The organism is Amycolatopsis echigonensis (assembly GCF_014174495.1).
GTDB lineage: Bacteria > Actinomycetota > Actinomycetes > Mycobacteriales > Pseudonocardiaceae > Amycolatopsis > Amycolatopsis echigonensis.
This window is the reverse complement of record NZ_JACJHR010000007.1, coordinates 53,064-78,409: the sequence shown is the minus strand read 5'-3', so window position 1 is coordinate 78,409 and position 25,346 is coordinate 53,064. Positions and strand designations below refer to the sequence as shown.

General features: G+C 68.3%; 22 protein-coding genes. 9 read left to right on the top strand and 13 right to left on the bottom strand.

Annotation, left to right across the window (positions count from 1 at the left end; all coding sequences use genetic code 11):
* Nucleotides 1-51 precede the first annotated feature (51 nt).
* Nucleotides 52-867, top strand: coding sequence for a class I SAM-dependent methyltransferase (locus H5411_RS07200; RefSeq protein WP_183123311.1), 816 nt, complete (start codon nt 52-54; stop codon nt 865-867).
* A gap of 79 nt (nt 868-946) precedes the next feature.
* Nucleotides 947-2,431 (top strand): alpha/beta hydrolase, encoded by a 1,485-nt coding sequence (locus tag H5411_RS07195; protein WP_183123310.1) that lies wholly within the window; start codon nt 947-949, stop codon nt 2,429-2,431.
* Nucleotides 2,432-2,490: 59 nt separating this feature from the next.
* Here H5411_RS07195 and H5411_RS07190 read toward each other — a convergent pair whose 3' ends face one another.
* From H5411_RS07190 to H5411_RS07180, 3 genes are all read right to left on the bottom strand, one after another.
* Entirely contained in the window at nt 2,491-2,898 is a 408-nt protein-coding gene (locus tag H5411_RS07190; RefSeq protein ID WP_009082327.1) for a hypothetical protein, read from the bottom strand.
* 66 nt (nt 2,899-2,964) lie between these two features.
* Nucleotides 2,965-4,353 (bottom strand): aspartate aminotransferase family protein, encoded by a 1,389-nt coding sequence (locus H5411_RS07185; RefSeq protein WP_183123309.1) that lies wholly within the window; start codon nt 4,351-4,353, stop codon nt 2,965-2,967.
* A 168-nt stretch (nt 4,354-4,521) separates the two neighbouring features.
* The gene (locus H5411_RS07180) at nt 4,522-5,007 is read right to left on the bottom strand and encodes an Lrp/AsnC family transcriptional regulator (RefSeq protein ID WP_101438189.1); all 486 of its coding nucleotides are present in this window, start codon (nt 5,005-5,007) and stop codon (nt 4,522-4,524) included.
* Nucleotides 5,008-5,195: 188 nt separating this feature from the next.
* Here H5411_RS07180 and H5411_RS07175 point away from each other — a divergent pair, with 188 nt between their 5' ends.
* Nucleotides 5,196-6,566: an APC family permease gene (locus tag H5411_RS07175; RefSeq protein ID WP_183123308.1), complete on the top strand. Its 1,371-nt coding sequence runs from the start codon at nt 5,196-5,198 to the stop codon at nt 6,564-6,566.
* Here H5411_RS07175 and H5411_RS07170 read toward each other — a convergent pair.
* The 6 genes from H5411_RS07170 to H5411_RS07145 all read right to left on the bottom strand — a co-directional run bounded on the left by H5411_RS07170 (nt 6,478) and on the right by H5411_RS07145 (nt 12,810).
* Nucleotides 6,478-7,386, bottom strand: a complete 909-nt coding sequence (locus H5411_RS07170) for a class I SAM-dependent methyltransferase (protein WP_101438188.1) — start codon at nt 7,384-7,386, stop codon at nt 6,478-6,480. The genes H5411_RS07175 and H5411_RS07170 overlap by 89 nt on opposite strands.
* Before the next feature lie 90 nt (nt 7,387-7,476).
* A complete protein-coding gene (locus tag H5411_RS07165) occupies nt 7,477-7,968 on the bottom strand; it encodes a GNAT family N-acetyltransferase (RefSeq protein WP_208637439.1) in 492 nt (163 codons plus the stop codon).
* Between the two features lies 1 nt (nt 7,969).
* Nucleotides 7,970-9,037: a transcription termination factor Rho gene (gene rho, locus H5411_RS07160; protein ID WP_183123307.1), complete on the bottom strand. Its 1,068-nt coding sequence runs from the start codon at nt 9,035-9,037 to the stop codon at nt 7,970-7,972.
* A 303-nt stretch (nt 9,038-9,340) separates the two neighbouring features.
* A complete protein-coding gene (locus H5411_RS07155) occupies nt 9,341-10,105 on the bottom strand; it encodes an ArsR/SmtB family transcription factor (protein WP_244194751.1) in 765 nt (254 codons plus the stop codon).
* Between the two features lie 108 nt (nt 10,106-10,213).
* On the bottom strand, nt 10,214-11,668 hold the full coding sequence (locus H5411_RS07150; RefSeq protein WP_183123306.1) for a M81 family metallopeptidase: 1,455 nt from the start codon (nt 11,666-11,668) through the stop codon (nt 10,214-10,216).
* The gene (locus tag H5411_RS07145) at nt 11,665-12,810 is read right to left on the bottom strand and encodes an ROK family transcriptional regulator (RefSeq protein ID WP_312877840.1); all 1,146 of its coding nucleotides are present in this window, start codon (nt 12,808-12,810) and stop codon (nt 11,665-11,667) included. Before H5411_RS07145 ends, H5411_RS07150 begins: the two co-directional genes overlap by 4 nt.
* A 150-nt stretch (nt 12,811-12,960) precedes the next feature.
* On the opposite strand from H5411_RS07145, the gene H5411_RS07140 reads away from it, so the two are divergent.
* From H5411_RS07140 to H5411_RS07115, 6 genes are all read left to right on the top strand, one after another.
* Nucleotides 12,961-14,757, top strand: coding sequence for a peptide ABC transporter substrate-binding protein (locus H5411_RS07140; protein ID WP_183123305.1), 1,797 nt, complete (start codon nt 12,961-12,963; stop codon nt 14,755-14,757).
* Between the two features lie 4 nt (nt 14,758-14,761).
* Nucleotides 14,762-15,721, top strand: coding sequence for an ABC transporter permease (locus tag H5411_RS07135; RefSeq protein ID WP_183123304.1), 960 nt, complete (start codon nt 14,762-14,764; stop codon nt 15,719-15,721).
* Entirely contained in the window at nt 15,718-16,548 is an 831-nt protein-coding gene (locus H5411_RS07130; protein WP_183123303.1) for an ABC transporter permease, read from the top strand. Before H5411_RS07135 ends, H5411_RS07130 begins: the two co-directional genes overlap by 4 nt.
* The gene (locus tag H5411_RS07125; RefSeq protein ID WP_183123302.1) at nt 16,545-18,170 is read left to right on the top strand and encodes a dipeptide ABC transporter ATP-binding protein; all 1,626 of its coding nucleotides are present in this window, start codon (nt 16,545-16,547) and stop codon (nt 18,168-18,170) included. Before H5411_RS07130 ends, H5411_RS07125 begins: the two co-directional genes overlap by 4 nt.
* A complete protein-coding gene (locus H5411_RS07120) occupies nt 18,167-19,084 on the top strand; it encodes an ROK family protein (RefSeq protein WP_183123301.1) in 918 nt (305 codons plus the stop codon). Before H5411_RS07125 ends, H5411_RS07120 begins: the two co-directional genes overlap by 4 nt.
* Before the next feature lie 226 nt (nt 19,085-19,310).
* Nucleotides 19,311-20,255, top strand: coding sequence for an MBL fold metallo-hydrolase (locus H5411_RS07115; protein ID WP_183123300.1), 945 nt, complete (start codon nt 19,311-19,313; stop codon nt 20,253-20,255).
* A gap of 251 nt (nt 20,256-20,506) precedes the next feature.
* Here H5411_RS07115 and H5411_RS07110 read toward each other — a convergent pair whose 3' ends face one another.
* The 4 genes from H5411_RS07110 to H5411_RS48875 all read right to left on the bottom strand — a co-directional run bounded on the left by H5411_RS07110 (nt 20,507) and on the right by H5411_RS48875 (nt 25,300).
* Nucleotides 20,507-20,908, bottom strand: a complete 402-nt coding sequence (locus H5411_RS07110) for a histone-like nucleoid-structuring protein Lsr2 (protein WP_009082354.1) — start codon at nt 20,906-20,908, stop codon at nt 20,507-20,509.
* Between the two features lie 357 nt (nt 20,909-21,265).
* The gene (locus tag H5411_RS07105; RefSeq protein WP_101438177.1) at nt 21,266-22,891 is read right to left on the bottom strand and encodes a phospholipase C; all 1,626 of its coding nucleotides are present in this window, start codon (nt 22,889-22,891) and stop codon (nt 21,266-21,268) included.
* A gap of 43 nt (nt 22,892-22,934) precedes the next feature.
* A complete protein-coding gene (locus H5411_RS07100) occupies nt 22,935-24,134 on the bottom strand; it encodes a Dyp-type peroxidase (RefSeq protein ID WP_101438176.1) in 1,200 nt (399 codons plus the stop codon).
* On the bottom strand, nt 24,131-25,300 hold the full coding sequence (locus H5411_RS48875; RefSeq protein WP_183123299.1) for an EfeM/EfeO family lipoprotein: 1,170 nt from the start codon (nt 25,298-25,300) through the stop codon (nt 24,131-24,133). The genes H5411_RS07100 and H5411_RS48875 overlap by 4 nt, the downstream gene beginning before the upstream one ends.
* Between the last annotated feature and the right edge of the window lie 46 nt (nt 25,301-25,346).

Genomic DNA, 25,346 nt, shown 5'->3' with positions numbered 1-25,346 from the left:
TGATTCTACAAAGAGAGGGCGGGATTTCGCGCCGGTGCGTAAGTTGGGAGAGTGACCAGGTCCGCGCAAGAAGCCTTCTTTCGTGCCTTCCACGCCAGCCATCCGGCGGTTACTTCGCGCTGTTTCGCCGACGGGCGCGGCGCCGACGGACGGACGAGCTACGAACTTCTCCGGGACGAAATCGCCGGGCCCGGGCGCGTGCTCGATCTCGCGTGCGGCGACGGCTTCCTGCTCGACTTGCTTGCCGCGGCCGGACATCAGGCGATCGGGGTCGATGTGTCGAGCACGGATCTGGTTCTCGCCCGGCAGCGTCCGGCAGCGGTGGCGGAGGGCCGGGCACAGCAGCTGCCGTTCGCGGACCACTCGTTCGATTCCTGCGTGTCGCACATGGCGTTCATGCTGATGTCCGAAATCGACGAGGTGGCCGCGGAGCTGGCACGAGTGTTGCGGCCAGGCGGGCGACTCGCGCTCGTCCTCAGCGGCGGCGCGGCCGGAGACGACGCGCGCGCTCTGTTCGGCAAGCTGTTGCGGGAAATCCTCGCCGACGTCCCGGCTGAGCAGCGGTTGTCTCCGTTGGGCGACAAGCGCTGCCGGACTCGAGCCGGGCTGGACGAAATCCTCGCTCCGGCCGGGTTCGCTCCGGTTCAGTGGCGCACCGAGCAGATCGACTTCAGCCGATCGCTCGAGCAGGTCTGGGATTTCTTCTCCGTCACCTACAACCTCTTCCCGCTCGGCGAATCGGCTTCCAGCGCACTGAGAACCGCGTTTTTCGCCGAGGCTCCAGCATTGGCCGGGCGGGACGGGCTGATTCCGCTTGCCTTCCCGGTACACCTCGCCAGCACCCAGTATGTCCACAAAGGACAGTAGCCCGCCCTGGTGGCGCCCGTCACCTTCTGGCAAGATCGACGGCTCTGACGTCTCCAGTTCACGCCGAAGGGACAGGGCATTGGGTCTGGGCAGGAAACTGGCCGTCGCCACGACCGCGGTCACCGCGGCGACGGCGTTGGCCACCGCGGCACCGGCAGTCGCCGCACCCGCGGCGATCGACTGGAAACCGTGTCCCACCGGACAAGGGGTCGAATGCGGCAAGCTCACCGTGCCGCTCGACTGGGACCGTCCCGGCGACGGCACGATCCAGCTCGCGCTCGCCCGGCGCAAGGCCGCCGATCCCGCGCACCGGATCGGTTCGGTGCTCCTGGACCCCGGCGGCCCGGGCGGCGCGGGAGCGGGCGAGGTGCAGAGCGGCTGGTCGCTGTCGCCGAAGGTCGCCGCACGGTTCGACACGGTCGGATTCGATCCTCGCGGAGTCGGGGAAAGCACCGCGATCAAGTGCGGGCTCGACGAGCTCACCGCGAAAAACCCGGTGCTGCCGAAGGATTCCGGCGAATTCCAGCAGCTGCTCGCGTACAACCGCGCGCTCGGCCGCAGCTGCGACCGGATCACCGGGCCGCTCGCCAGCCACTCCGACACGCGCAGCGTCGTGCGCGACATGGACGCGATCCGCGCCGCGCTGGGCGACCAAAAGCTCACCTACTACGGCGTTTCTTACGGCACGCTGATGGGCCAGCAGTACGCCGAGGCGTATCCGGACCGGGTGCGCGCGCTCGTGCTCGACAGCAGCATGGACCACTCCATCCGCAGCACCTGGGAGTTCCTGAAGACGGAAACCCAGGCCACGCAAGAGTTGTTCGAGCAGTTCACCGCCTGGTGCGACCGGACGACGTCGTGCGCGCTGCACGGCCAGGACGTGAGTGCGGTGGTCGCGGACCTGTACGCCCGCGCCGAACGCGGCGATCTCGGCACCCCGGACGACAAACTCGATCCGATGGCGTTCGTCAGGCTCGTCTCGCAGAACTTCTACGGCCCCACCTGGGACAAGCTCGCGAAGAACCTCGTCGACCTGCGCGACGGGAAGCCGGGCGAGGCGTCCTTCGCCAAGGACGACCTCCCCATTCCGAACCCGTTCAACAGCATCTTCTGCTCCGACTGGCGGCTGCCGGTCACCAGCTACCCGCAGCTCGACAGCTACCGTCGCGCCCTCGCCACGGTGTCGCCTGACCTGCACTTCTCTCCGCTGGGCTGGAGCGCGGCGACCGGATGCGCCGGCTGGCCGAGCCCGGTGCGCAACCCGCAGCATCCGCTGTCGGTCCGGCCGGGAGTGCCGATGTTGATGCTGAACAGCCGTTACGACCCGGCCACGCCGTACGAGTGGGCGGCGCGTGCGTCACAGCAGTCCGGTGCGTCGCTGCTCACCTACGAGGGCTGGGGCCATGGCGCGTACTTCAAGAAGAGCCGATGCGTCACCGACGCCGCGGACGCTTTCCTGATCGACGGCACGAACCCGGGCCGCGGCAAGCATTGCCCGGCGGTCGAGCCGAGCGTCCAGTCCAGGATGGACGGTCCGCGGCCGCCGGCGGTGCAGCCGTACTGAGACAAGGAAAGCGGGGCCCTGATCGGATCAGGGCCCCGCTTTTTCGTGGGTGCGGCGGCTCAGTAATCGTCACGGCCGGTGAACTGCTGCTCCAGCAGCTCGGCCGAACCGGCGACGAGTTCGAGCGGATCGGTGAACTCGTTGAGGTCGAGGTTCAGCAGCGGCAGCGAATGCCGCAGCACGAGGTGCTCGCCCATCACCACGAGCCCGCCGACCACCAGCGTCTGGCCTACCTCGGTCAGCACGGTGAGCAGATCGACCTCGTCCACGCGGGCGAACGGCGTCGCGATCTGCACCCAGTCCTCGCGCTGGTCGAAGATCTCGCGCGCGATCACCACGACCTGCGCCCGCCCCGTCGTCTCCGCGTCGTCGCCGAACAGGACCCGGATCCGGATTTCGCCCGGGTCGTCCCGGATCACCCGGTAGGTCTGCCTGATGTAGGCGACCAGGTCATTCCACTGCGCCACGCGCTTTCCTCCCGTTGGTAGGCAACGAAGATCAGCGTAGCGGGACAACCCTCGCGGCAGCGGGCGTCAGAGCAATTTCCACGCTCCGGTGAGCGCCTCGCGCAGAATCTGCTCCATCTCGTCGAACTGCGGCTGGTCGCAGATCAACGGCGGCGACAGCTGGACCACCGGCTCGGCGCGGTCGTCGGCACGGCAGTAGAGACCGCCCTCGAACAGCGCGTTCGAGAGATAGCCGCGCAGAATACGTTCCGATTCCCCGGCGGTGAAGGTCTCCTTGGTCGCTTTGTCCTTGACGAGTTCGATGCCGTAGAAGAAACCGGTGCCGCGCACGTCGCCGACGATCGGCAGATCGGTCAGCCGGTCGAGGGTCGCCCGGAAGGCGGTTTCCTTGTCCAGGACGTGGCCGTAAAGGTTCTCGCGCTCGATGAGGTCAAGATTGGCCAGCGCGACCGCGCACGAAACCGGATGGCCGCCGTAGGTCGACCCGTGCATGAAGGTGGCCTCGCCGCCGGCGAACGGTTCCATCAGCCGCTCGCTCGCGAGCACCGCGCCGAGCGGCGCGTACCCCGAGGTCAGACCCTTGGCGGTGGTGATGATGTCCGGCTGGTAGCCGTACCGCTTGGCCGCGAAGTCGTAGCCGACCCGGCCGAACGCGCAGATCACCTCGTCCGACACCAGCAGCACGTCGTGTTTGTCGCAAATCTCGCGGACCCGGGCGAAATACCCCGGCGGCGGGACAAAGCATCCGCCGGTGTTCTGCACGGGTTCGAGGAATACCGCGGCGACCGTGTCCGCGCCCTCGAATTCGATCGCCTGCTCGATTTGGTCCGCGGCCCACCGGCCATAGGCCTCGTAATCGTCGGCGTGCTCGGGAGCGCGGTAGAAGTTCGTGTTCGGCACGCGCAGGGTGCTCGGCACGAGCGGCTCGAAATCGGCCTTCGCACCGGGAATTCCGGTGATGGACAGCGCGCCCTGCGACGTGCCGTGATACGCCAGCGCGCGACTGATCACCTTGTGCTTAGTGGGTTTTCCGGTCAGCTTGAAGTACTGCTTGGCCAGTTTCCACGCCGTTTCCACGGATTCGCCGCCGCTGACGGTGAAGAACACGCGGTTGAGGTCGCCCGGCGAGGCGGCGGCAAGGCGTTCCGCCAGCTCAAGCGCGGGTAGGTGCGCGTGGCCCCAGAGCGGGAAGTACGCGAGCTGTTTCGTTTGCCGCGCGGCGGCTTCGGCCAGTTCCTCGCGGCCGTGACCGACCTGCACCGCGAACAGCCCGGCGAGGCCGTCGAGGTAGCGCTTGCCGGTGTCGTCCCAGATGTAGGCGCCCTCGCCGCGCACGATCACCGGGATGTCGGCGGTGTCGGCGCGGCTGTGGCGCGTGAAGTGCAGCCAGAGGTTGTCGCGTGCGGCAGTGCCCGAGCCGGTGATGATCCCGGCGGGTTCGGCGGTCGTGGTCATGGCTCCTCGAAACGGGCCTCGAAGCTGCCGGCACGCACCGTGGCGCACCGGCCGGACTTCTCGGTTATCGCACGAGCCAACACCGGTTGGCAAGCGGATCAGTCGTCCCAGCCACCCGTAACGACTAATTTCAGCAGTCTAATGCGGACAGATCTTCGGATTTCGTCGTCACCCGCCGTGCGTGCCCCACTGGTAGGACTGTTTCCGCAGCTTGAGGTACACGAGCGTCTCCGCGGTGCGCACTCCGGGCAGCGTCCGGATGCGGTTGGAGATCACGTCGAGCAGCGCCTCGTCGTCGGCGCAGAGCACCTCGCACAGCACGTCGAAGCGGCCCGCGCAGAGCACGACGTACTCGATCTCGTCCATTTCGGCCAGTGCGTCGGCGACCGGATCGAGCGGGCCGTCGACCGTGATGGCGACCATCGCCTGCCGGAGAAGCCCGACCTGCAAGGGATCCGCCACCGCGACGATCTGGATCACGCCCGAATCGGAGAGCCGCTGCACTCGCTGGCGGACCGCCGCCTCGGACAGTCCGACCGCCTTGCCGATCGTGGCGTACGGCCGCCGTCCGTCCTCTTGCAACTGGGCGATGATCTGCTTCGAGATCTCGTCGACGACCGGCGGCGCTGGCCGGTTCGGGTCCTGGCTCTGCATTCACGGATCATGTCGGGTCGGCCCCCGCGCAGGCAACCGGGGGCGTGGCGAACAGTCGCGCAGAGTGTCCAGATGGACTGTCATCCTGGGTACCGGACAACGGATTTCGTCGTCTTTCCGGCGTTGACAACGGCAAACCCGTCCTGTTCCATCCGTCGAATTCCAGCGCCGCCGACGGAGGGATCCCCATGCCGCCTCAACCGGTCCCCGTCCAGACCGACACTGCCGCCGGGCCGCCCGCGCCCCGCTCGCTGACCAGATCGATCGGGGTCGGCGGCGGAACCCTGCTGACGCTGAGCTGCGTCACGCCGGCGTCGTCGTTGTTCGTGCTCGTCCCGCCGTTGTTCGGCTCGCTCGGCACCGGCACCGCGCTCGCCATCGGGCTCGCCGTGCTGCTGTGCGTCGGGATCGCGTTCTGCTACTCCGAACTCGGCACGCTGGTGCCGAGTTCGGGTGGCGAGTACGCCATGGTGTCGACAGTGGTCAGCCGGTTCGCCGGGTGGATCACCTTCATGTTGTCGTTCATCGTGATCCTGGTGGTGCCTCCGATCATCGCGATCGGGGTGGCCGATTACCTGGCGGTCGCCGTGCACATCGATCCCTCGGTGGCGGGTGCGCTGGTGATGCTGGCGTCCACCGGGATGGGCCTGGTGAATCTGCGGTCGAACGCGTGGCTGACCGGGATTTTCCTGGTGATCGAGATCGTGGCGATCGTCGTGGTGTCCGTGCTCGGTTTCGCGCACAGCGCCCGGCCGGCCGCGGTGCTCGTGCGGCCCAGCATGGACGGCGTGCATCCCATCGCGCTGGTTTCGGTGATCGCCGGACTGGCGGTGGCGTTGTTCGTGGTGCAAGGGTTCTCGACCGCGGTGTACCTGGCGGAGGAGATGCGGGAACCGCACAAGACGGTCTCGCGGACCGTGTTCTGGACGCTCGGCGTCAGCGCGGTCGTGATCCTGGTGCCGGTCGTGGCGATCACGCTGGGCGTTCCGGATCTCGCGACCCTCGGGAACCTCGACCTGACCGCGCTCGTGGTGAGCTGGAGCAGTTCGACCTTCGGCACGATCGTGAGCCTGTGCATCGCGGCGGCGATCGTGAACGCGGTGATCGTGATGGTGATCCAGAATTCGCGCGTGCTGTACGCCTCGGGGCGGGACCGCGCTTGGCCGGAGCCGGTGAATCGCGCGTTGAGCGTGGTGAGCCCGCGATTCGGCGCGCCGTGGGTGGCGACGCTCGTGGTCGGCATTTCGGAAGCGGTGCTGTGTTTCGTGCCGGTGGAAACGCTGAGCGGCGTCACCGGAGTGGCCGTGGTCGCGCTGTACCTGGCGATCGCGGTGAGCGTGCTGTGGGCGCGACGTCCGGCCCATCGGCGTCCGCAGGTGTGGCGGATGCCGGGATGGCCGGTGGTGCCGGGCGTCGTGGTGCTGGTGTTGGGGTATGTGCTGGTGTCGCAGAGCTTGCTGGACCTGGCGATTACCGCTGGGGTGCTGGTGATTTCGGCTGGGTATTGGTGGGGGTATTTGCGGCGCCGGCCGGATCGGTGGCTGGTGACGGTGCCCTGACCCGGGCCCGGGTGAGGACGGACAGCTCGGTCGGGCGCAGTGCGTCGCCGCGGTCCCAATCGGCAAGCGTTTCGCGTTGGCCGACGTGTTCGATCGGCTCGAGCAGGTGGTCGCGCAGGAGCGCGGCCATCTGCTCTGTGCTGAGGAAGGTTCGCCAGGGCTCGCCGTTTTCGGCCGCTGCGGCCATGACCAGCTCCGCGTAGGTCTGACCGGCCTCATCGCGGAGTGCGGCAGGGAGAAGGTGTTCGACGATGAGTTCCGTTCCGGGGGCGAAACTGCCGATCGCGTGGAGAGTGTGGCTGATCGCTTCCTCGGTGAGGTACATCGTGACGCCTAGCCAGCTGACCAGCGCCGGGCGGGCGGGGTCGAATCCGGCTTGCCCGAGGGGACCGGTCAGTGGTTGTTCTTTTTCGAAGTCAACGGCGACGAACTCGACTGTCTTGGGTGTGGCGATGCCGGTGTCGGCCAGAAGTGTTCGCTTCCAGCGCTGCGTGACGGGGGTGTCCACTTCGAACACGCGGACGTGGTCGGCTCCACGGTAGGCGTAGGAATCCAGACCCGCGCCGAGGATCACGTATTGGTCGACGCCCATTTCCGCCAAACGGTTCTCGGTGTAGCGACTGCGCGTGACGGCTGTCGTGCGAGCACCGGACAGGGCGGGGTGGCTGCCGTAGGACAGGTGGTAGCCGAGCAGTTCTTCGGCACGGTCTCCCAGGAGGGTTTTCGCGAGCGGGTCGGCGAAAATGGGCGGACGCTCGTCAACGAGCAGATGCGCGGCTCGTGCTGCGGCGGAAAGGAGAGCGGTGCGGCTGGGAGTCATGGGATCGGACTTTAACCCAGTATTGTGGGACTATAGCACAATAAGGAATTTTTCGAAAGAGCTGAGCGATTTCGCTTCGGCAACGGAGGGTCAATCGCTTTGAGAGATCGCGTAGAGGGCGAAGGGTTCGCCGCGATGCGGGAAGTCGTGGCGGTAGGTGAAGCCGAGGCGTTCCATCACCGCACGGGAGCGAACATTGTGCACCTCAGTGAAGGCGACAACTTCGGTTACCCGGAGTTCTCGGGCGCGGGTCAGGCCAGCGAGGCCGATCTCGGTGGCATAGCCGTTTCCCCAGTGCGCCTCGCGAACCGCCCAGCCGATCTCCAGTCGTCGCGCACCAGAAACGTCCTGATAGGACAGTCCATCGCGGCCGACGAGTTCTCCGGATTTCCGGTGGTAGGCCAGCCATTTGCCGACGCCGTCGCGGTGCCAGCTTCGGCCGATCTCCGCGGCGCGGGCTTCCGCTTCAGCGCGGGTCCAGTCGCCGTACCAGCGGGCGATGCCGGGGTCCTGGTGCAACCGGTACAGCTCATCGGCACAATGCGGGCCGATCGGGGACAGCCGGAGGCGTTCGGTCTCCAATTCAGGCAGCCGCCATGGACGGAACGGTCAGCGAAGCGGTTACCCGCGCGATGAATTCCGCGTTCGACTTTGTCGTGCGGACCTGGTCCAGGAATTGTTCCGCGGCTCGTTTCGGGTCCTGGGTGGACAGTGCGCGGCGGACCTCGTTCATGACGGCGAGTTCCTGCGGCGGGACGATCAGCTCGTCGCGGCGGGTGCCGGAGCCGAAGAAATCTACCGCGGGGAACACGCGATGGTCGGCGAGCATCCGGTCGAGGCGGAGTTCCGAGTTGCCGGTGCTTTTCAGTTCCTCGAAGAACACCGTGTCGGCCAGTGAACCCGTGCCTACCAGCGCGGTGGCGATGATGGTGAGCGAGCCGCCGCCTTCGATGTTCCTTGCCGCGCCGAGGATTTTCTTCATCGGGTGCAGGGCGCTGGCGTCGACCCCGCCGGACAGGATTCGACCGGAGGGGCGGGCGGCGAGGTTGTACGCGCGGCCCAGGCGGGTCAGGGAATCCAGCAGCAGCACGACATCACGGCCGGTTTCGACCAGGCGTTTCGCGCGTTCCAAGGCTAGTTCCGCGACGGCGGTGTGTTCGGCGGGTTTGCGGTCGAAAGTGGACGCGACGACCTCGCCGTGCACCGAGCGGCTCATGTCCGTGACTTCTTCGGGACGTTCGTCGGCGAGCAGCACCATGAGGTGCGCCTCCGGATGGTTGACCGCCACCGCTTGCGCGATCGCTTGCAGCACAGTGGTTTTGCCGGTCCGCGGCGGGGCGACGATCAGTGCGCGCTGGCCTTTGCCCAGCGGTGCCACGAGATCGAGGACGCGCGTGGTGAGCTGGTGCCGGCTGGTTTCGAGAACCAGCCGCTGGTTCGGGTGAATCGGAGTGAGGTTGTCGAAATCGGGACGCTTTTCTCCGGGCGGGCGGCCGTTGACCGAGACGAGTTCGCCGTCGTCGAGGACGAGTTCGTCGCCGCGGCGCAGGCCGTGCTTGCGGATCAGCTGCAGCGGCACGGACGGGCCGCCGGGGGCGTAGCCCAGCGCGGCGGTCTTGCCGTGGATGTCGAGAATTCCTTGCTGTGTCATGGTTTGTGGCTCCTTGAGCGGCAGAGACAGTCGACGCGGAAACGCGGACCGCCAGAGAGGCGAAGCGGGTCAGGCGACGGGCTTCGGGAAAGATGCCCATTCTCGTCGCGTGGACTCACGCTGACGGAGAGGGCGGAACCCCGGGGCGGCGGGGCCGACTTCCTAGGGTATGCGGTGAGAGTAGCGCATCGGATCCGGCCGCACAAGCGAAAGGGGCCTTGCGAGCGGCTGCCCGGTGACCACCGGCACTCACAAGACCCCAACAACGCCGGCCGCCGGTCTATTCCCGGCGGCCCGCGGCGGTCACGGCATCTCCCACGGAGCCTGCGGCAGCACGTGCCCGGTCTCCAGCAGCGACTTCAGGTTCGACAGCACCGCCGCCCAGCCGCCGGACACGTCCTGGTGCGCCTTCTCGTCCGGCAGGTCCTCGTGCGTCACGGTCAGCCGGACGATGCCCTCGTGCTGTTCGATGTCGAACGTCGCGCGGGACGGTTCCTGGTCCTCCGGGCCGTTCGGGTCGAACCAGGTGGTGACCAGGCGCTTCGGCGGAACCGATTCGACGACCTCCCCCTCGATGTCGGCGATCCCGGACCCGTCGGCCCGCACGTGCGCCCACCGCGATCCCGGCTTGTAGTCGGATTCGTTGCGGTGGCCCCAATACTGCGCGGTCACCTCGGGGTCGGTGAGCGCCTTCCACACCTGCTCGGGCGTGCTCTGAATGTAGGTCACGTACACAAAACTCGGCTTCATGGCTTCCTCTGCTCGACGTTTGACGGCACTGAGCATCCGCAGCCGCGGCTGCTCGAACCGGTTCACCCACCGCTCCTGCATCTCGTGCAGCGGCACCGGATTGAGGTAGTGCAGCTTTTCCCGGCCGCGGCGCACGCTGCTCACCAGATTCGCCGCCTCCAGCACGGCGAGGTGCTGGGTCGCGGACTGCCGCGTCATCTCCAGCCGGCGGCACAGCTCGCCCAGCGTCTGCCCGTTGTCCTCGCGCAGCTGGTCGAGCAGGTACCGGCGGGTCGGATCCGCCAGCGCCTTGAACACTTTGTCCAGGTCAGGTTGCACACTTACAGTAAGGCAGGCAAATGCCTGCCTGTCAACCCCCGCAGGTACGGGCGCGGGTCAGCGCTGAGGCGAACTACCGACCGCCTCGGCGCTGACTACTCAGTGTGTTCAGAAGACCTCGGGAGTGAGCGAGGGAGCCGCCATGTCGGCGTCGAAGGGGAACATCGGCCGGACAATGCCGGAGTGGCCCAGCCGGAGCAGGTCCTGGTCGACGCCGCCGGGTGTGAGGGCCAGCAGCCAGTCCGCCGCCATGTCGTACAGCTCCGGTTCGAGGTAGCCGATCTTCACGATCACCACGTCCGCCTCGCGCGGGCGCAAGCCGAGCGCGTGGAAGTCGGATTCGAGGTGGTACGGCTTGCGGCGCGCGGTGACGATCACCCGCAGCCCGCCGACGGCCAACACCACCGCGGTTCCGGCGACCGGGTCGTCGGCGTCGATCGCGGCCACCTGCGCGGTGAGCGCGACCGGACCGTGCGGGCCGGAGTCGACTTTTCCGCCCAGCTCCACCGAAATCGTCCCACCCACGCCAGCCGCCACCGCCGTCGCGACGGCTTCGGGATCCACAATGGCCGCGTACACAGTGGTCAGCGATGAGTCCACAATGGCCGGAGTGTTCAGCAGGACGTCGAGGCTCCACGACGTGTCCCCGGCACCACCGGCGGTCGGGTTGTCGCCGGAATCGCTGATGAAGAACGGCCGCGCGTCCGACGCGACCGCCTGCGCGAGGCATTCCGGCAAGGTCCCGGTCGGGGCGACGAAAGCGAAGTCGTGCCGAGCGTCCCAATAGGACTGTGCGAGACGCTCCGCTTCCTTGGCGAGCAACGGAACGTCGTCGCCCATCACGACGACCGCGGCCTGGCAGCGCGGTTCGTCCGCCCACGCGTAGCCGACCCAGATCGCCGCGTCCAGGACGCCGTCCAGCGCTTCGACAGACTCCACTGCCGCGTAAATGCTTTTCGCCGGTTCGAGCCGGGTGCTGGTCTTCTCCCCCGGCAACAGCACCGGAACCTGGACCCAAGCCTTCTTCGGCCGACCGCCGGACCGCAGCCGCGACACCAGGTTCCGCGCCGCACGCTCGCGGGTCTCCCACGCGTCCTCGTGCGGGGCCATCCGATAGCAGGTGATCAGATCCAGTGCGGTGACCAATTCCCGCGAAACGTTGCCGTGCAAGTCCATCGACGCGGAAACCAGTACGTCCGGGCCGACAATGGAACGGATCTCCCGCGCGAGCGAAGCCTCCGCATCGGACCGTCCGACGACACTCATCGCACCGTGGATGTCGAAGAACAGCCCGTCCAGTTCACCCGCCGAACGCAACCGGTCCAGGATCTCCCCGGACAGCTCGGCATAAGCCTCCTCGGTGACCGCGCCGCCGGGAAGAGAACGAGCGTCGACCAGCGGCACCCATTCCACCTCGGCAGCCCAGCCGGCATCGAGAAAGTCGTAGCGGGCCAGCACATCGTTCCCCCGCAGCACCCGGAAGTCGTCCACAGTGGATCGATGCGGCGAGAAGGTACTCGATTCGATGGCGATTCCGGTGATCCCGACCCGCAGTTTCTTCATCGTCCACTCCGTTTGATCGCTTGCTCGAACACCGCGTCCAGCGCGAGCGCGCCCGCGCCGTACAGTCCCGCGTCCGCACCGAACCGCACCCGGTCGATCCGCAGTTCCCTGGTAGCCAACGGAAGACACCGTTCGTACAGCGCACCGCGCACCGCCGCGACGAACGCTTCCGAACCGGACAGCGCGCCGCCGAGCAGCACCTCGTCCGGGTTGCTGAAGTTCACCACCGTGGCCAGCACCTCGCCGAGCCGCAGCCCGGCGCGCCGCACGGCCGTGGTCGCCTCGGGGTGTCCGTCCTCGGCGGTGGCCATCACCTGCGCGGTGGTTTCCAGCTTCAATCCCTGCGCCCGCAACTGTTCGACGAGCGCGGCACCGCTGGCCACCACTTCCAGGCAGCCGCGGTTCCCGCAGGTGCACGGCTGGTCCTCGGCCGCGGGCACGCGCACGTGGCTGATGTCGCCCGCGACCCCGGCGCGGCCGCGGTAAAGCTCGCCGCCCAGCACGATTCCCGACCCGATCCCGGTGCCGGCCTTCACCACCAGCAACGTCCGGCCGGGCGCGCCGGCCACGGATTCGCCCAACGCCAGCATGTTCGCGTCGTTGTCGACGACCACCGGCAGCTCGAAGTGCTCCGCCAGCGCTTCCCGCACCGCGAAGCCGCGCCAGCCGGGCATCCGCGACGGCAGCGTGATGGTGCCCGCGCCGATGTCCACCGGACCGGGGAAAGCGACACCGAGACCGAGCGTGCGACCCGGACAGTCCGCGCCCGCCATCACGTCGCGCACCACGGCCGCGAGCCCTGCGACCAGTTCGCGCGGCTCCTGGCTGATGTCCAGCGGTCGTTCGTGCACCTGCAGCAGGTTGCCCGCGATGTCGAGCGCGCCGATCCGCACGTGCCGGGAGCCGACGTCGGCGGCCCAGACGTGGCCGAACTCCGCGTTGACCGACAGCAGCTTCGGCCGCCGCCCGCCCGCGGACCGGCCTTCGCCGGATTCGCTCAGCACCCCGGCCGACATCAGCGCCTGCGTGCGCACGGACACCGTCGATTGCGGCAGCCCGAGCGCTCGCGCCAGGTCCATGCGCGACGTCGCGTGGCCGTGCGCGACCAGCCACAACAGCCGCAGCGGTCCGGCCGGATCCACCGCGTCACCTCTTTCATCAAAACTGATGTAACTAAACCGTTTAATGAGACTCTTGGCAATTCCCGTATCTCATGCAAGATTACCCGACAGCCAGGGCACGGCATACCACCTGGCAACGGTCTTTCATCAGAGTTGTTGGAAGTGATGCGAATGGCTCGACGCCCGTGGCGCGCCGCGCTCGGGGTCACGCTCGCCGCCGCGCTGGCGCTGTCCGGCTGCGCGGCGAGCCGAGAACCGCACGGCGGTGGTTCCGGCTCCCCGAAAACCGGCGGGACCGTGCGGTTCGCGATGCCGCCGTCGGCGACGCCGAACTGGATCATGCCGTTCTCGATCCCCGGCTACGGCGGGTCGTACAACGCCATGATCCGGTCGACCATGTACGTGCCGCTGTACAGCTATGACGGCAGTTCCGGCACGGTCACGCTCGACGACGCCGCGAGCGCCGCCAACGTGCCGCGCTACTCCCCCGACGGCAAGACCGTGACGATCACGCTCAAGCCGCTGACCTGGTCCACCGGCGAGCCGCTGACCAGCCGGGACGTCGAGTTCTGGCTCAATCTCGCCCGTGCGGGCAAGGACAACTGGGGCAAGTATTCAAAGGGCCTGATCCCGGACAGCATCACCGGGTTTCACGCCGTGGACGACCGCACCTTCACGTTCACCCTGGACAAGGCGTACAACCCCGACTGGTTCACCGCCAACCAGCTCAGCCTGATCGTCCCCATGCCGCACGCGTGGGACCGCACGAGCGCCGCGGGTCCGGTCGGCGATCACGACCGCACCCCGGACGGCGCGAAGCAGGTCTTCGATTTCCTGGTCAGCCAAGGCAAACAGCTCGGGACCTACGCGACGAATCCACTGTGGAAGGTCGTGAACGGGCCGTTCACCCTGGCCGGGTTCACCACCTCCGGCGAGGTGACGCTGCGGAAGAACCCGAAGTACACCGGCCCGGACCCGGCGAAGCTCGACACCGTCCGGTTCCTGACCTTCACCAGTTCGTCGGCGGAGTACAACGTGCTGCGGGCGGGCGGCGTCGACTACGGCTACGTGCCGACGTCGAACCTCGGCCAGCGCTCGAAACTGGAGGCGCAGGGCTACCGGGTCGAACCGTGGAACGGCTGGTCCATCACGTACTCGCCGTACAACTTCAACAATCCCCAGCTGGGCAAGGTGTTCTCCCAGCTGTACGTGCGACAGGCGCTCCAGCACGCCGTCGACCAGGACGCGATCACGTCGGTAATCTGGCGCGGCGCCGCGCGGGTCGGCTACGGCCCGGTCCCGCAGGACAACGACACGAAGTACCTGTCGCCCAAGCAGAAGACCAATCCGTATCCGTTCGACCTGAGCAAGTCGCGGCAACTGCTCGCCGACCACGGCTGGAAGCCCGGCTCCGACGGCGTGCTCCTCTGCGCGGCCCCGGCGAAATGCGGCGAGGGCATCGCCGAGGGCACCCGCCTGTCGCTGACCATGCTGACCGAATCCGGTTCCGACGAGACCGACGGCACCATGCAGGAACTGCGCTCGGAGCTGTCGAAGATCGGCATCGAGATGAAGATCAACGCACAGCCGCTGAACACCGTGCTGGCCAACGGAACCACGTGCGAACCGAAGGACCCTTCGTGCAGCTGGCAGCTGTCGTACTTCGGCACGCAAGGCAGCTGGTACTTCTCGGCGAACCCCAGTGGCGAGGACCTGTTCGCGACCGGCGCGGGCACGAACTTCGGCGGCTACACCGATCCGAACGCGGACAAGCTGATCGCGGCCACCAACCTGGCCTCGGACGACCGGGCGATGCTCGAGTACAGCGCATATCTGGCCGAGCGGCTTCCGGTGCTGTGGCTGCCGAATCCGCCGTATCAGGTGTCGGCGATCGACACCGCGTTGCACGGCGTGACCCAGGATCCGATGGCCGGGCTGCTGCCGCAACGCTGGTTCTGGACGAGGTGAGGACATGACGCGCTACATCCTCCGCCGGCTCGTGCTGGCCGTGGTGGTCGTGCTGCTGGTCACCGTGGTGACGTTCGTGCTGCTGCATTTGCTGCCCGGCGGTCCGGCCCGCGGCGTGCTCGGGGTGAAGGCCACCGAGGCGCAGATCGCCGCGTTCAACCACGCGCAAGGCTTCGACCAGCCGCTGCCGGTGCAGTACTGGGACTACCTGCTGCGGCTGGTCCGCGGGGACCTCGGCGAGTCTTACACGCAGAACTCGCCGGTGAGCACGCTGCTGGCCGAGCGGATGCCGAAAACCTTGCTGCTCACCGTGGTGTCCACCGCGCTCGCGATCCTCGTCGCGCTGCCGCTCGGCGTATGGCAGGCGGTCCGCCGCGGCCGTACCGCGGACGTGCTCACCACCGCGATCACGTTCGTGCTCTACGCGACGCCGGTGTTCTTCCTTTCGCTGGTGCTGATCATCCTGTTCGCGCAGGTCCTGCCGTGGTTCCCGGCGCAAGCCGCGCAGGGCGAAACGATCGGCGAACTGCTGTCCCAACCGGGTGCGCTGGTACTGCCCGTGCTCGCCGGGACCGGAGCCGCGCTCGCCGCGTTCAGCCGGTACATGCGAGCGTCCACTCTGGACAGTCTGTCCGAGGACTTCGTGCGCACCGCGCGGGCCAAGGGAACGCCGGAGCGCACGATCATCTGGCAGCACGTCTGGCCGAACTCGCTGACCTCGGTGGTCTCCATGCTCGGCTACTACGTGCCGGTGGTCTTCGGCGGTTCGCTGGTCGTCGAATCGATGTTCAACTACCCCGGCATCGGCCTGCTGTTCTGGACCGCGACCCGCACCGCCGATTTCCCGGTGCTGCTGGGCGTCGTGCTCGTGATCGCCGTGGCGACCGTGCTCGGCTCCCTGCTCGCGGACCTGGTCCAGCTGGCGATCGACCCGCGGGTCCGGGTGAAGGGAGCGCGGTCGTGACTGTCCTTTCGCGGCTGGTCGCCCGCAAATCCGCCGTGGCGGGCGCGATCCTGCTGCTGCTCGTCGTGGCGTTCTGTTTCCTCGGGCCGCTGCTGTACGGCACCGACCAGTCCCACACCGACCTCGCCTCGGCGCGGCTCGGACCTGGCGGAGGGCATCCGCTCGGCACCGACGACCTCGGCTACGACGTGCTCGGCAGGCTCATGGTCGCCGGGCGGACGTCGCTGATCATCGGCGTGCTCGCCGGGCTGATCGCCACCGCGATCGGCGCGGTCTGGGGCGCGGTCGCCGGGTACACCGGCGGCTGGCTGGACACCGTGCTGATGCGGATCGTCGACACCGGCGTCGCGATCCCGGCGCTGTTCCTGCTGTTGGTGGCCGCGACGCTGGTGACGCCGAACGTCGGCGTGCTGGCACTGCTGATCGGCGCGGTGTCGTGGCTGGTGCCCGCGCGGCTGATGCGCGCGGAAACGGTGAGCCTGCGCGAGCGCGACTACATCCGCGCGATCACCGTGCTCGGCGCGAGCCGCACGCGCGTGGTGTTCCGGCACATCATTCCCAATGCGATCGGCACCGTGGTGGTGAACGCGACTTTCCAGATCGCCGACGCGATCCTGCTCGTGGCGTACGTCAGCTTCCTCGGTCTCGGCGTGCCCGCGCCCGACACCGACTGGGGCGCGATGCTCTCCAAGGGAATCACCTACACCTTCGACGGCGCGTGGTGGCTGATCCTGCCGCCGGGCATCGCGATCGTGCTGGTGGTGTGCGCGATCAACTTCCTCGGCGACGGGCTGCGCGACGCGTTCGCGGTGAAGGGGCGACGATGAGCGAAGCAGTGCTCGACATCCGCGACCTGCGGGTGTCCTACTCCGGCGGTGCGGCGGCGGTCGACGGGCTGAGCCTGTCGGTCGCGCCCGGCGAGATCGTGGCGGTGGTCGGCGAGTCCGGCTCCGGCAAGAGCACGGCGGCGCTCGCGGTGCTCGGCCTGCTGCCCGGCTCCGCGCGGATCACCGGGTCGATCGAGCTGGCCGGGCAGAACGTGCTCGCCCTGCACGGCGAAGAGCTGCGGAAACTGCGCGGACCGGCCGCCGGGATGGTGTTCCAGGAGCCGATGACCGCGCTGAACCCGTTGCGGACCATCGGTTTCCAGCTCGCCGAGGCGATCCGCAACCACGACCCGGCGAGGCTGCGGCACCGCCGCTACTACGACCGGTGCGCCGAACTGCTCGACCGCGTCGGGGTCCCGGAACCGGCCGCGCGGCTGAAGCAGTACCCGCACGAGCTGTCCGGCGGTCTGCGGCAGCGAGTGATGATCGCGATCGCGCTCGCGGCCGGGCCCAAGCTGATCATCGCGGACGAGCCGACCACGGCGCTCGACGTCACCGTGCAGCAGCAGATCCTCGATCTGCTGCGCGACATCCGCGAACACGAAGGCACCGCGACGCTGCTGATCACGCACAACATGGGCGTGGTCGCCGATGTCGCGGATCGCGTCGCGGTACTGCGTAACGGCAAGCTCGTGGAAGAGGCGCCGGCGGCGGAACTGTTCGCCTCGCCGAAGGCGGAGTACACCCGGGAACTGCTGGCCGCGGTTCCGCAACTCGGTTCGTTCGCCCACGAAGCGGCCGCCGAAGAAATCCGGAAGCCGGTACTGGCGCTGTCGAAGGTGGTGGTCGAGTACAGCGGACGGCGGGTGGTGAATGACGTCTCCCTGTCCGTCTCACCCGGTGAGATCGTCGGGCTGGTCGGCGAATCCGGTTCGGGCAAAACCACGCTCGGGAACTGCGCACTGGGCCTGGTCACGCCGAAATCCGGAACCGTCGAGGTGCTCGGCGGACCGCTGCCGAAAGGCACCGGCCGTTCGGCACGGGCGGTCCGGCGGCAGATCGGCGCGGTGTTCCAGGACCCGGCGTCGTCGCTCGACCCGCGGATGACGGTCGCGCAGACCGTCGCCGAACCGCTGGTGGTCCACACCTCGGCCAGCCGCAGCGAGCGCCAGCGGCGGGTGCGGGAACTCCTCGACGCGGTGGAACTGCCGGAAAGCCTGCTGGACCGGTACGGGCACGAGCTGTCCGGAGGGCAACGGCAGCGCGTGAGCCTCGCCCGCGCCCTGGTGCTCGGCCCGAAGCTGCTGATCGCCGACGAACCGACGAGTGCGCTGGACGTGTCCGTGCAGGCTGCGGTGCTGGAGGTGTTCCGGCGGCTGCATCGCGAGTTCGGTTTCGGCTGCCTGTTCGTGAGCCACGACCTCGCGGTGGTCGACAGCCTGTGCGACCGGGTGGCAGTACTGCGCACGGGCGAACTGGTCGAGGAAGGCCCGGCGGAAACGGTGTTGCGCACTCCGGAACACCCCTACACGCAAGCGTTGCTGCTGTCCTCGCCGGTGCCGGACCCGCAGTTGCAGCGGAGCCGGCGCGAGGCGCTGGCCGGCGCGGACCCCGCGGCGTGACGGAGTTGCGGGCCGGAGTCGACATCGGCGGGACGAAAACCCTGGTGGTGGTGTGCGACGAGGAAGGAAGGGAACTCGGGTCCGCGTCCGCGCCGTCCGAATCGCACCGGGGCGGCGCGGCGATCCTCGACCGCGCGGCGGAGCTGGTCAGCTCGCTGGCGCCGGATCACGCGACGCTCGCCGGGGTCGGCGTCGGGGCGGCGGGCGTCGTTGATCCCGTGACCGGAACGGTGCTGGTCACCGGGGATTCGTTCACCGGATGGGCGGGCACTCCGGTCAACGCCGAGCTGTCCGTGCGGCTCGGCGGGGTGCCGGTCCGCACCGTCAACGACGTGGACGGATTCCTGCTCGGCGAGTTGCTGCCGGGCGAGCGGAACGTGCTCGGCGTCGCGGTCGGCACCGGGGTCGGCGGTGCGTTGTTCGTGGACGGGCGGCTGCTGTACGGCGGGGCGACCGGGGCCGGTGAGATCGGGCACATCGGCCGCTACGGGGAGGAACGCTGCACATGCGGGCAGATCGGACACCTTGAGGCGTACGCGGCCGGGCGCGCCCTGGCCCGCCGTTATGCCGAAGCGACCGGCCGGACCCTCACCGCGGAGGCAGTCGCCGCGGAAGCGCTCGCCGGGGACCAGGCCGCCCAGGCGGTATTCACGGAGGCGGGCCGGTTCCTCGGCGAGGCGGTCGCGGACGCGGCCGGACTGCTCGGCATCGCGACCTGCGTACTCGGCGGTTCGGTGGTGAAGTCCTGGGCTCTGCTCGAGAAACCGGTGCGGGAAGCGCTGGAGGAACGGCCGCTGCTGTCCGGGAAGCCGGTGTCCGTCCGGCTCTCCCGGCACGGGGCGAAATCGGTGGCGCTGGGCGCGGCCGGTCTCACTGCTGGTATTCACCGGTTACCGGACGTGAGCAACCCCTGAACCAGTCCTCTGTGGACCATCGAGAAAACCGCGGCGTCGGGGTATACGCTGTCGGGCACCGACGGAGCCGGGGGCAACGATGCGCGCGAAGCTGGGCGGAACGGGACAGGCGAGAACTGCGAGAGACCACGCGCGTGAGCGTGGTCTCCACCCCGCTGACAGCAGGTGACTTGGTCTATACCATTCCGGTGATCATTTCCCGTCCGGTGGCCAACGAGGGGATCCCATGCCCGTCATCAGGCGCAATATCGTCCCGCTGCGGTATTCCGACCCGAGCGTCGTCGCCTACGTGCGCAGCCCGAGCGACTGGATGGTGTCCAACTGCGGCTGGATCCGGGGCCGGGAAGGCGTTCTGCTCGTCGACACCTGCGGGACCGAACGCGACACGCTCGACCTGGTCAGCGACGTCCGCAAGTACTCGACCGTCGAAATGCCGCTCACGCTCGTGCTGACCCACGCGCACGGCACCCACCACAACGGGGCCGGGGTCGCGCTGCGCAACGGCGGCCGGATCCTGGCCGCGCCCACCGCGGTGCCGATCATCCGGTCCGGACCGCAGTGCAACGAGGAGATCTTCGACTGCGCGAACTGGGGCAAGCTCGAAGCGCCGCGACCCGAGTCGGTGCACGCGGTGATCGAACCGGTCGAGGTCGACCTGGGCGGCGTGGTCGTGGAGGTCGTCCCGTTTCCCGGGACCGCGCACACCGACGGCGACCTCGTGCTGTTCGAACCGCGCACCGGGACGCTCTTCACCGGCGACCTGCTGTCGGTCGGGTCCACGCCGTTCGCCGTGCACGGCTCGATCCCCGGCTGGCTGACCGCATTGGACTGGCTCGACAAAATGTTCCCGGACGTCCGCACCTTCGTGCCCGGGCACGGCGGGCTCAGCCACCCGGGCAGTTTCCCGGTCGCGGTGCTGCGCACTTATCTGCACTGGCTGCTCGACGCGACCGCCGGCGCGGGCACGCCGGACTTCGCCGAACTGGCCACGATCGCCCGCCGCCGCTGGCCCACGTGGACGGTCCCGGAACGGCACATCGGGAATCTGCTGCGCGCGCACGCCGACCAGCACGGGGAACGGCTCGCGTCCGCCGAGGCGATCCGCGCGATCCGCGACGCCGCCGGCGGCAAGATCGATCTCGACGCGCTGCTCGGACTCGGCAAGTCTTAATCCCGGGAAATCGATTCCCCGGAGCGGTTGCCGGAGCTCTTTCCCGACGCCCGCTCCGCTCGAGGACATCCGCGAAGGGCTCCTTGAATCTGATTCCCCTCGAGGAGTCGCTTACGGACCTCAGCATCGCCTCGATGCGGGAAATCCGCTTTCCCCCGGACAGCCAGAAGGGCGCCGCCGGGAATCCCGGCGGCGCCCTCACCGCTGATCACTAGCCGCGGCCCCCGCGGCACAGCTGCCGAAAAGAACGCTCAGGCGCTGGCCTTCTTGCGCGTCGCGCGCTTGCGAGCCGGCTTGGCCGGAGCCTCGGTGTCGCGCTCCTCGTAGGCCTTCACGATCTCGGCCGGAAGCCGGCCGCGGTCGGACACGGTGAAACCGTTGGCCTCGGCCCACTCGCGCATCGCCTTGTTGCGCTCGCGGTCCGCGGCGGTCGACGCCGGTCGCGGGGACTGCCCCGCGGCCATCCGGACCTTGCGGCCGCCGACCCGGCGCGAGGCGGCGACGTAACGGGCCAGCTCTTCCCGCAGTGCGGCAGCGTTCTCTTCGGACAGATCGATCTCGTAGCTCACGCCGTCGAGACTGAACGGGACGGTCTGTTCGGCGATGCTGCCGTCGATGTCGTCCACCATCTCGACATGGACTTTTTGCGCCATGGTTCGCGTTCCTTCACCTTCTACAGGATGTGCCTGCGATTACCCTATCGTGTCGAGTGACGGACCGCGCACCGCGACTCCATTCCTGTCCGGCCGCCCGTGCTTTCCCCTCCGGTTCCCGAACACCTTCGGTACCCAATCCGCGACTGCGCGCACCGTTCCTTGTCCCGCGCGGGTCCGGGCGGTCCGGGAGCCGGGGGAATGCGAGCGACTTTCGCGGCACTGGAAAATTTCCAGTCCTGCCTGCGCTATTCGCACGCGGTTTCCCGCTGAGCGGACGGGCGGGCCGACCCGGAAACGGCCGAAGGCCACCGGGTCGAAACCCGATGGCCTTCGGTGTGCGAGACGAAACGCGAGCTAGTTCCGCCCGGCGGGCGCACCCGTCTTCGGGTCGAGCGGGAGCTTGCCCGCCTGCGGCCGCCAGAAGTTGAACATGTTCCACAGTCCGCCCGCGCGAGTGTCGAACGAGCCGTCCCCGACCCGGCCGGAGAACCAGTTGTCCTCGATGAACTTCAGCACCGAGGTCTGGTCGGTCCGGGTGTGGTCGACGTAGTTCACCTTGCTGTAGGGCGAGATGACCAGCAGCGGAAGCCGCGGGCCGTAGCCGCACCGGTCGGCGTACCCGCCGAGCCCGGCCGGCTTGCCGGTGCAGACGGCCTGGTCCTGCGAGGCGTCCTGCGAGCCGTTGACGATCTTCGAGTTCTCGTGGTCGTACCAGCCGTCGGAGTCGTCATAGGCGAGCACGATCGCGGTCGAACGCCACTCCGGCGACTGCTGGATCTTGTTGATCTCGTCGACGACGAAATGCTGTTCGTCGAGCGGGTCGGAATAGCCGGCGTGCCCGTCCTGGTACTCCGGCGCCTTCAGGAAGCTCACCGCGGGCATCGAACCGGCCTTGAGCGAATCGTTGAAGTCGCTCATGTCGTACTGGTGGTTGGCCTGGTCGGTCTGCCCGATCGCCTGCACCGAGGACGGCGGCAGGTGGTGCGGGTTCGAAGTGGACTTGTAGTACTGGAAGGGCTGGTGGTGCGGGCTGTAGTCCACGGAGGACTGATTGCCGACGTTCGCGTGCTTCTGCCCGCAGACCGCGTAGCCGTTCTGGGTCCCGGTCGGCTTGAAGCCGCCCTGGAACCAGCCCCACGTGACGTGCCGGTCGTTCAGCAGGTCGCCGATGTTGCGGCCCTGCATCGCGCCGAGGTTGTCCTTCGAGGTGTGGTTCTTGCCCGAGCAGTCGTCCCACGCCGGGTCCGGGTCGTTGATCACGGTGCCGACGCCGTCCTTGTCGGGCGACGCGACGACGTAGGAGTCGCTCTTCGGCTCGTGCGTGACCGGGTCGACCGCCTGGATCCCGTGCGTCTGGCCGGAGATCAGGTTGATCGCGCCCGGGGTGGACGGGCCGAAGACGGTGTTGAACGAGTTGTCGCTCAGCGAGTAGTGCTGCGCGTAGTTCCACATGCCGGTGACGGTGTTGCCGTCGTAGTAGTCCATGACCAGGCCCGGCTCGCCGAACAGGACCGGCTGGCCGGTGCACTTGTCGGTCTCGGTCTTCTCGACGAACTTGTCCATCTTGCCGCCGTCGAACGCGGCCTGCTCGGCGCCGTAGCTGTGGTTCTGGTCGCAGGTGAGCGCCTGGTCCGGCCCGAGCCGCTTCGGGTTGTAGGCGTTCGGGTTGCGGGTGAGCAGCTTCTCGTCGAGGCCGTTGACCTTCGGCGTGTTCTTGGCCGCCTGGAACGGGGTGCCGTTCTCGTTGGTGGCGTTCGGGTAGGTGCCGAAGTAGTGGTCGAACGAGATGTTCTCGCCGAAGATCACCACGACGTGCTTGATCGGCGTGAGCGTGGGCAGCCCCGACGCCGGCAGCGGGTGCAGCGGCTGGGCCTGCGCGGACGACGCCGCGGAGCCGGTGACGATCGCGAGCACGGCCGCCGAGACGAGCGCGCCCGCACCGAGCAGGCGACGGCGCCGTCTGCCGAATGCTGTGTCCACTGAGGATTCCTCCTGGTTTCGCGGGTGGGGATCGGGGCGCGCCTCAGGCGAGGAGCGCCCGGCCGAAGTGGTCGCCGGGACCGGTGACGCCGGGCAGCGCGAAGAAATAGCCGCCGCCGAACGGGGAGATGTAGTCGACGAGCGGCTCGTCGATCAGCCGCTTCTGCACCGCCTCGAACTGGCGCTCGAGATCCTGCTGGTAGCAGGTGAAGACGAGGCCCATGTCGAGGTTGCCGTTGCCGTCCACGCCGCGGTCGTAGTTGACCGCGCGGCGCAGGATCCGGCTGTCGTCGGTCTGCGGCGTGCGCGGGTTCGCCTTGCGGATGTGGCTGGTGAGCGGGATGACGGTGCCGATCGGATCGTCGGCGTAGCGGGGTTCGTCCTGTTCGGACGCACCGTCCAGCGGAGCGCCGGTGTCGCGGCGGCGGCCGAACATGTTCTCCTGCTCGGTGATCGACACCCGGTCCCAGAACTCGACCAGCATCCGGATCAGCCGGATCACCTGGTAGCTGCCGCCGGTCGTCCACGCGGGCTCGCCCGCCCCGGACACCCACACCAGCCGGTCCATTTCGGACTCGCCCGGGTTCGCGATGCCGTCCTTGAACCCCATGAGATTGCGCGGGGTGCCGGACGGGCGGGAAGGCGAGCTGAAGCCGTTGATCTTCCAGCGCAGCTGCATTCCGCCGCGGGTCGCGCGGGTCAGGTCGCGCAGCGCGTGCAGCACGGTGTCCGGCTCGCTCGCCGACAACGTGAGCGACAGGTCGCCGTGACACTGCGGGGCGTCGAGCGCGTCGTTGGGGAACATGGTCATCGGCTTGAGTTTCTTGGGCTTGCGGTCGGCCAGCCCGTAGCGTCCGTCGAAAAGGGACGATCCGACGCCGACGATCACGCCGAGGTCGCTGTGCGGCACGACCGGCCCCAGCACCCCGGAGTCAGCGGGCGGCGCGGTGATGCCAAGTGCCGCCGGCGCGCCGCCGTTCGTGAGAAACCGCGCGCGGTCGGTGATTTCCTGAAACAGTTCGGTCAATTCGGCGCGATTCTCGGCGACCACGTCGAAGGACGCGATGATGCTCTGCGCCAGCGGCTTGCGGAGAATCGCGGCCTGTTTGGGGCCATGGAACGGAACGGTGGCGGGCGAGTCCTCGCTCGCACTCGCTGTCACGCCGATTCCGGCGGCCGCGGTGATCCCCGCGCCGACGACAGTGCGGCGAAGGAAAGACCGGCGGGAGGATTCCGTCGTCACGAGGTCCTCCTCGGCTCCGCGATCGCGGCGATCGGAGCGAGCAGTTCGGTCAATTCGCTGACGTCAGCGTTGAGCTTCTGCCGCTGCGGCGCGGACAACTGGCTCACCGGGGTCCACGAGTTGTCCGGCTTCTTGGCACTGTCGAGCGCGGCGGCGGTGCGCTTCATCCAGCTGTCCACCTTGGACAGTGCCGGATAGCGCGGGGCGAGCACCGGGCGCAGGACGTCGAGGACCGCCTGGGTCCCGTCGAGATTCGCGCGTGCGGTGGCGAGATTGGTGCCGCTGCCGTAGTCGGTGCGCGCGGTCAGTTCGAATTGCAGGGTGTTCTCCACGATCTCGTGCGCGCGCAGGCCGAGGTCGTTCGGATCGACCTGGCTGTCCGCAAAGGACTTGCGGAGTTTCTGCACGTCGCTGTCCAGCTGATCGGCCACCGGGGCCAGGGCGGCGAGGTCTTCGTTGTGCCACAGACCGGATTCGAGCCGGTGGAATCCGGTGAAGTCCGAGCTCTTGGCGCCGTCGGGCTTTCCGTCGGCGGTGCCGTTGATAGCTTTGTCGGAGTCGCCGAAAGCGTTGTAGGCCGCGCCGAGGCGTTCGTAGTCGAGATGCGCGACGAGCCAGGCAGCCTGGCTCGCGCCGCGATCGTTGCCGCGGACGGCGTCCTTCAGCTTGCCGACGTCGGCGGCCAATTGGCCGAGGCCTTGCGTCACATGCGCTTGATAGGACTTCAACGGCCCGAGCAGGTCGTTCTGCGTCACCGGCGCGACGCCCGGGCCACGTTCGGAGCCACCGCTCACCGTGACGCTCGGCCCGACAAGCGCCGACGAATCCTCAGGGAGACAACGGAAGGCGTAGGTTCCGTTGCCGAGCGTCACCTGCAATGGCCGGGTGGTTCCGCTGCCGAGTCCCTCGACCTCGCCGTAAACGACGCCGGTCGCCGGGTCGATCAGATCGACCTCGGAGGTCACGGACCCGGTGTTGTGCAGGTGAAAGGTCTGGACCCCAGGTCGTGGATCCGCCCAGCCCTGCCCGCAGGCCGACCGCGAGATCTGGATCTCGGGATCCTGCGCCGAAGCCCCGTCCGGCCACACGGCGAACGCGATGCCCGCCGCCACGACCGCACTCGCGACCCCGCCGCCGATCCAGCGGGCGCGCACAGACCCCGGCACAGTTTCCTCCCTGCCACACGTTCGGACTACCGGGACGGAATTATGC

Excerpts from the sequence above, each read along its gene's own strand:
- H5411_RS07185 (WP_183123309.1), bottom strand. The coding sequence starts at position 4,353 with ATGACCACGACCGCCGAACCCGCCGGGATCATCACCGGCTCGGGCACT.
- H5411_RS07180 (WP_101438189.1), bottom strand. The coding sequence starts at position 5,007 with ATGCAGAGCCAGGACCCGAACCGGCCAGCGCCGCCGGTCGTCGACGAG.
- H5411_RS07175 (WP_183123308.1), top strand. The coding sequence starts at position 5,196 with ATGCCGCCTCAACCGGTCCCCGTCCAGACCGACACTGCCGCCGGGCCG.
- H5411_RS07170 (WP_101438188.1), bottom strand. The coding sequence starts at position 7,386 with ATGACTCCCAGCCGCACCGCTCTCCTTTCCGCCGCAGCACGAGCCGCG.
- rho (WP_183123307.1), bottom strand. The coding sequence starts at position 9,037 with ATGACACAGCAAGGAATTCTCGACATCCACGGCAAGACCGCCGCGCTG.
- H5411_RS07150 (WP_183123306.1), bottom strand. The coding sequence starts at position 11,668 with ATGAAGAAACTGCGGGTCGGGATCACCGGAATCGCCATCGAATCGAGT.
- H5411_RS07140 (WP_183123305.1), top strand. The coding sequence starts at position 12,961 with ATGGCTCGACGCCCGTGGCGCGCCGCGCTCGGGGTCACGCTCGCCGCC.
- H5411_RS07135 (WP_183123304.1), top strand. The coding sequence starts at position 14,762 with ATGACGCGCTACATCCTCCGCCGGCTCGTGCTGGCCGTGGTGGTCGTG.
- H5411_RS07125 (WP_183123302.1), top strand. The coding sequence starts at position 16,545 with ATGAGCGAAGCAGTGCTCGACATCCGCGACCTGCGGGTGTCCTACTCC.
- H5411_RS07115 (WP_183123300.1), top strand. The coding sequence starts at position 19,311 with ATGCCCGTCATCAGGCGCAATATCGTCCCGCTGCGGTATTCCGACCCG.
- H5411_RS07110 (WP_009082354.1), bottom strand. The coding sequence starts at position 20,908 with ATGGCGCAAAAAGTCCATGTCGAGATGGTGGACGACATCGACGGCAGC.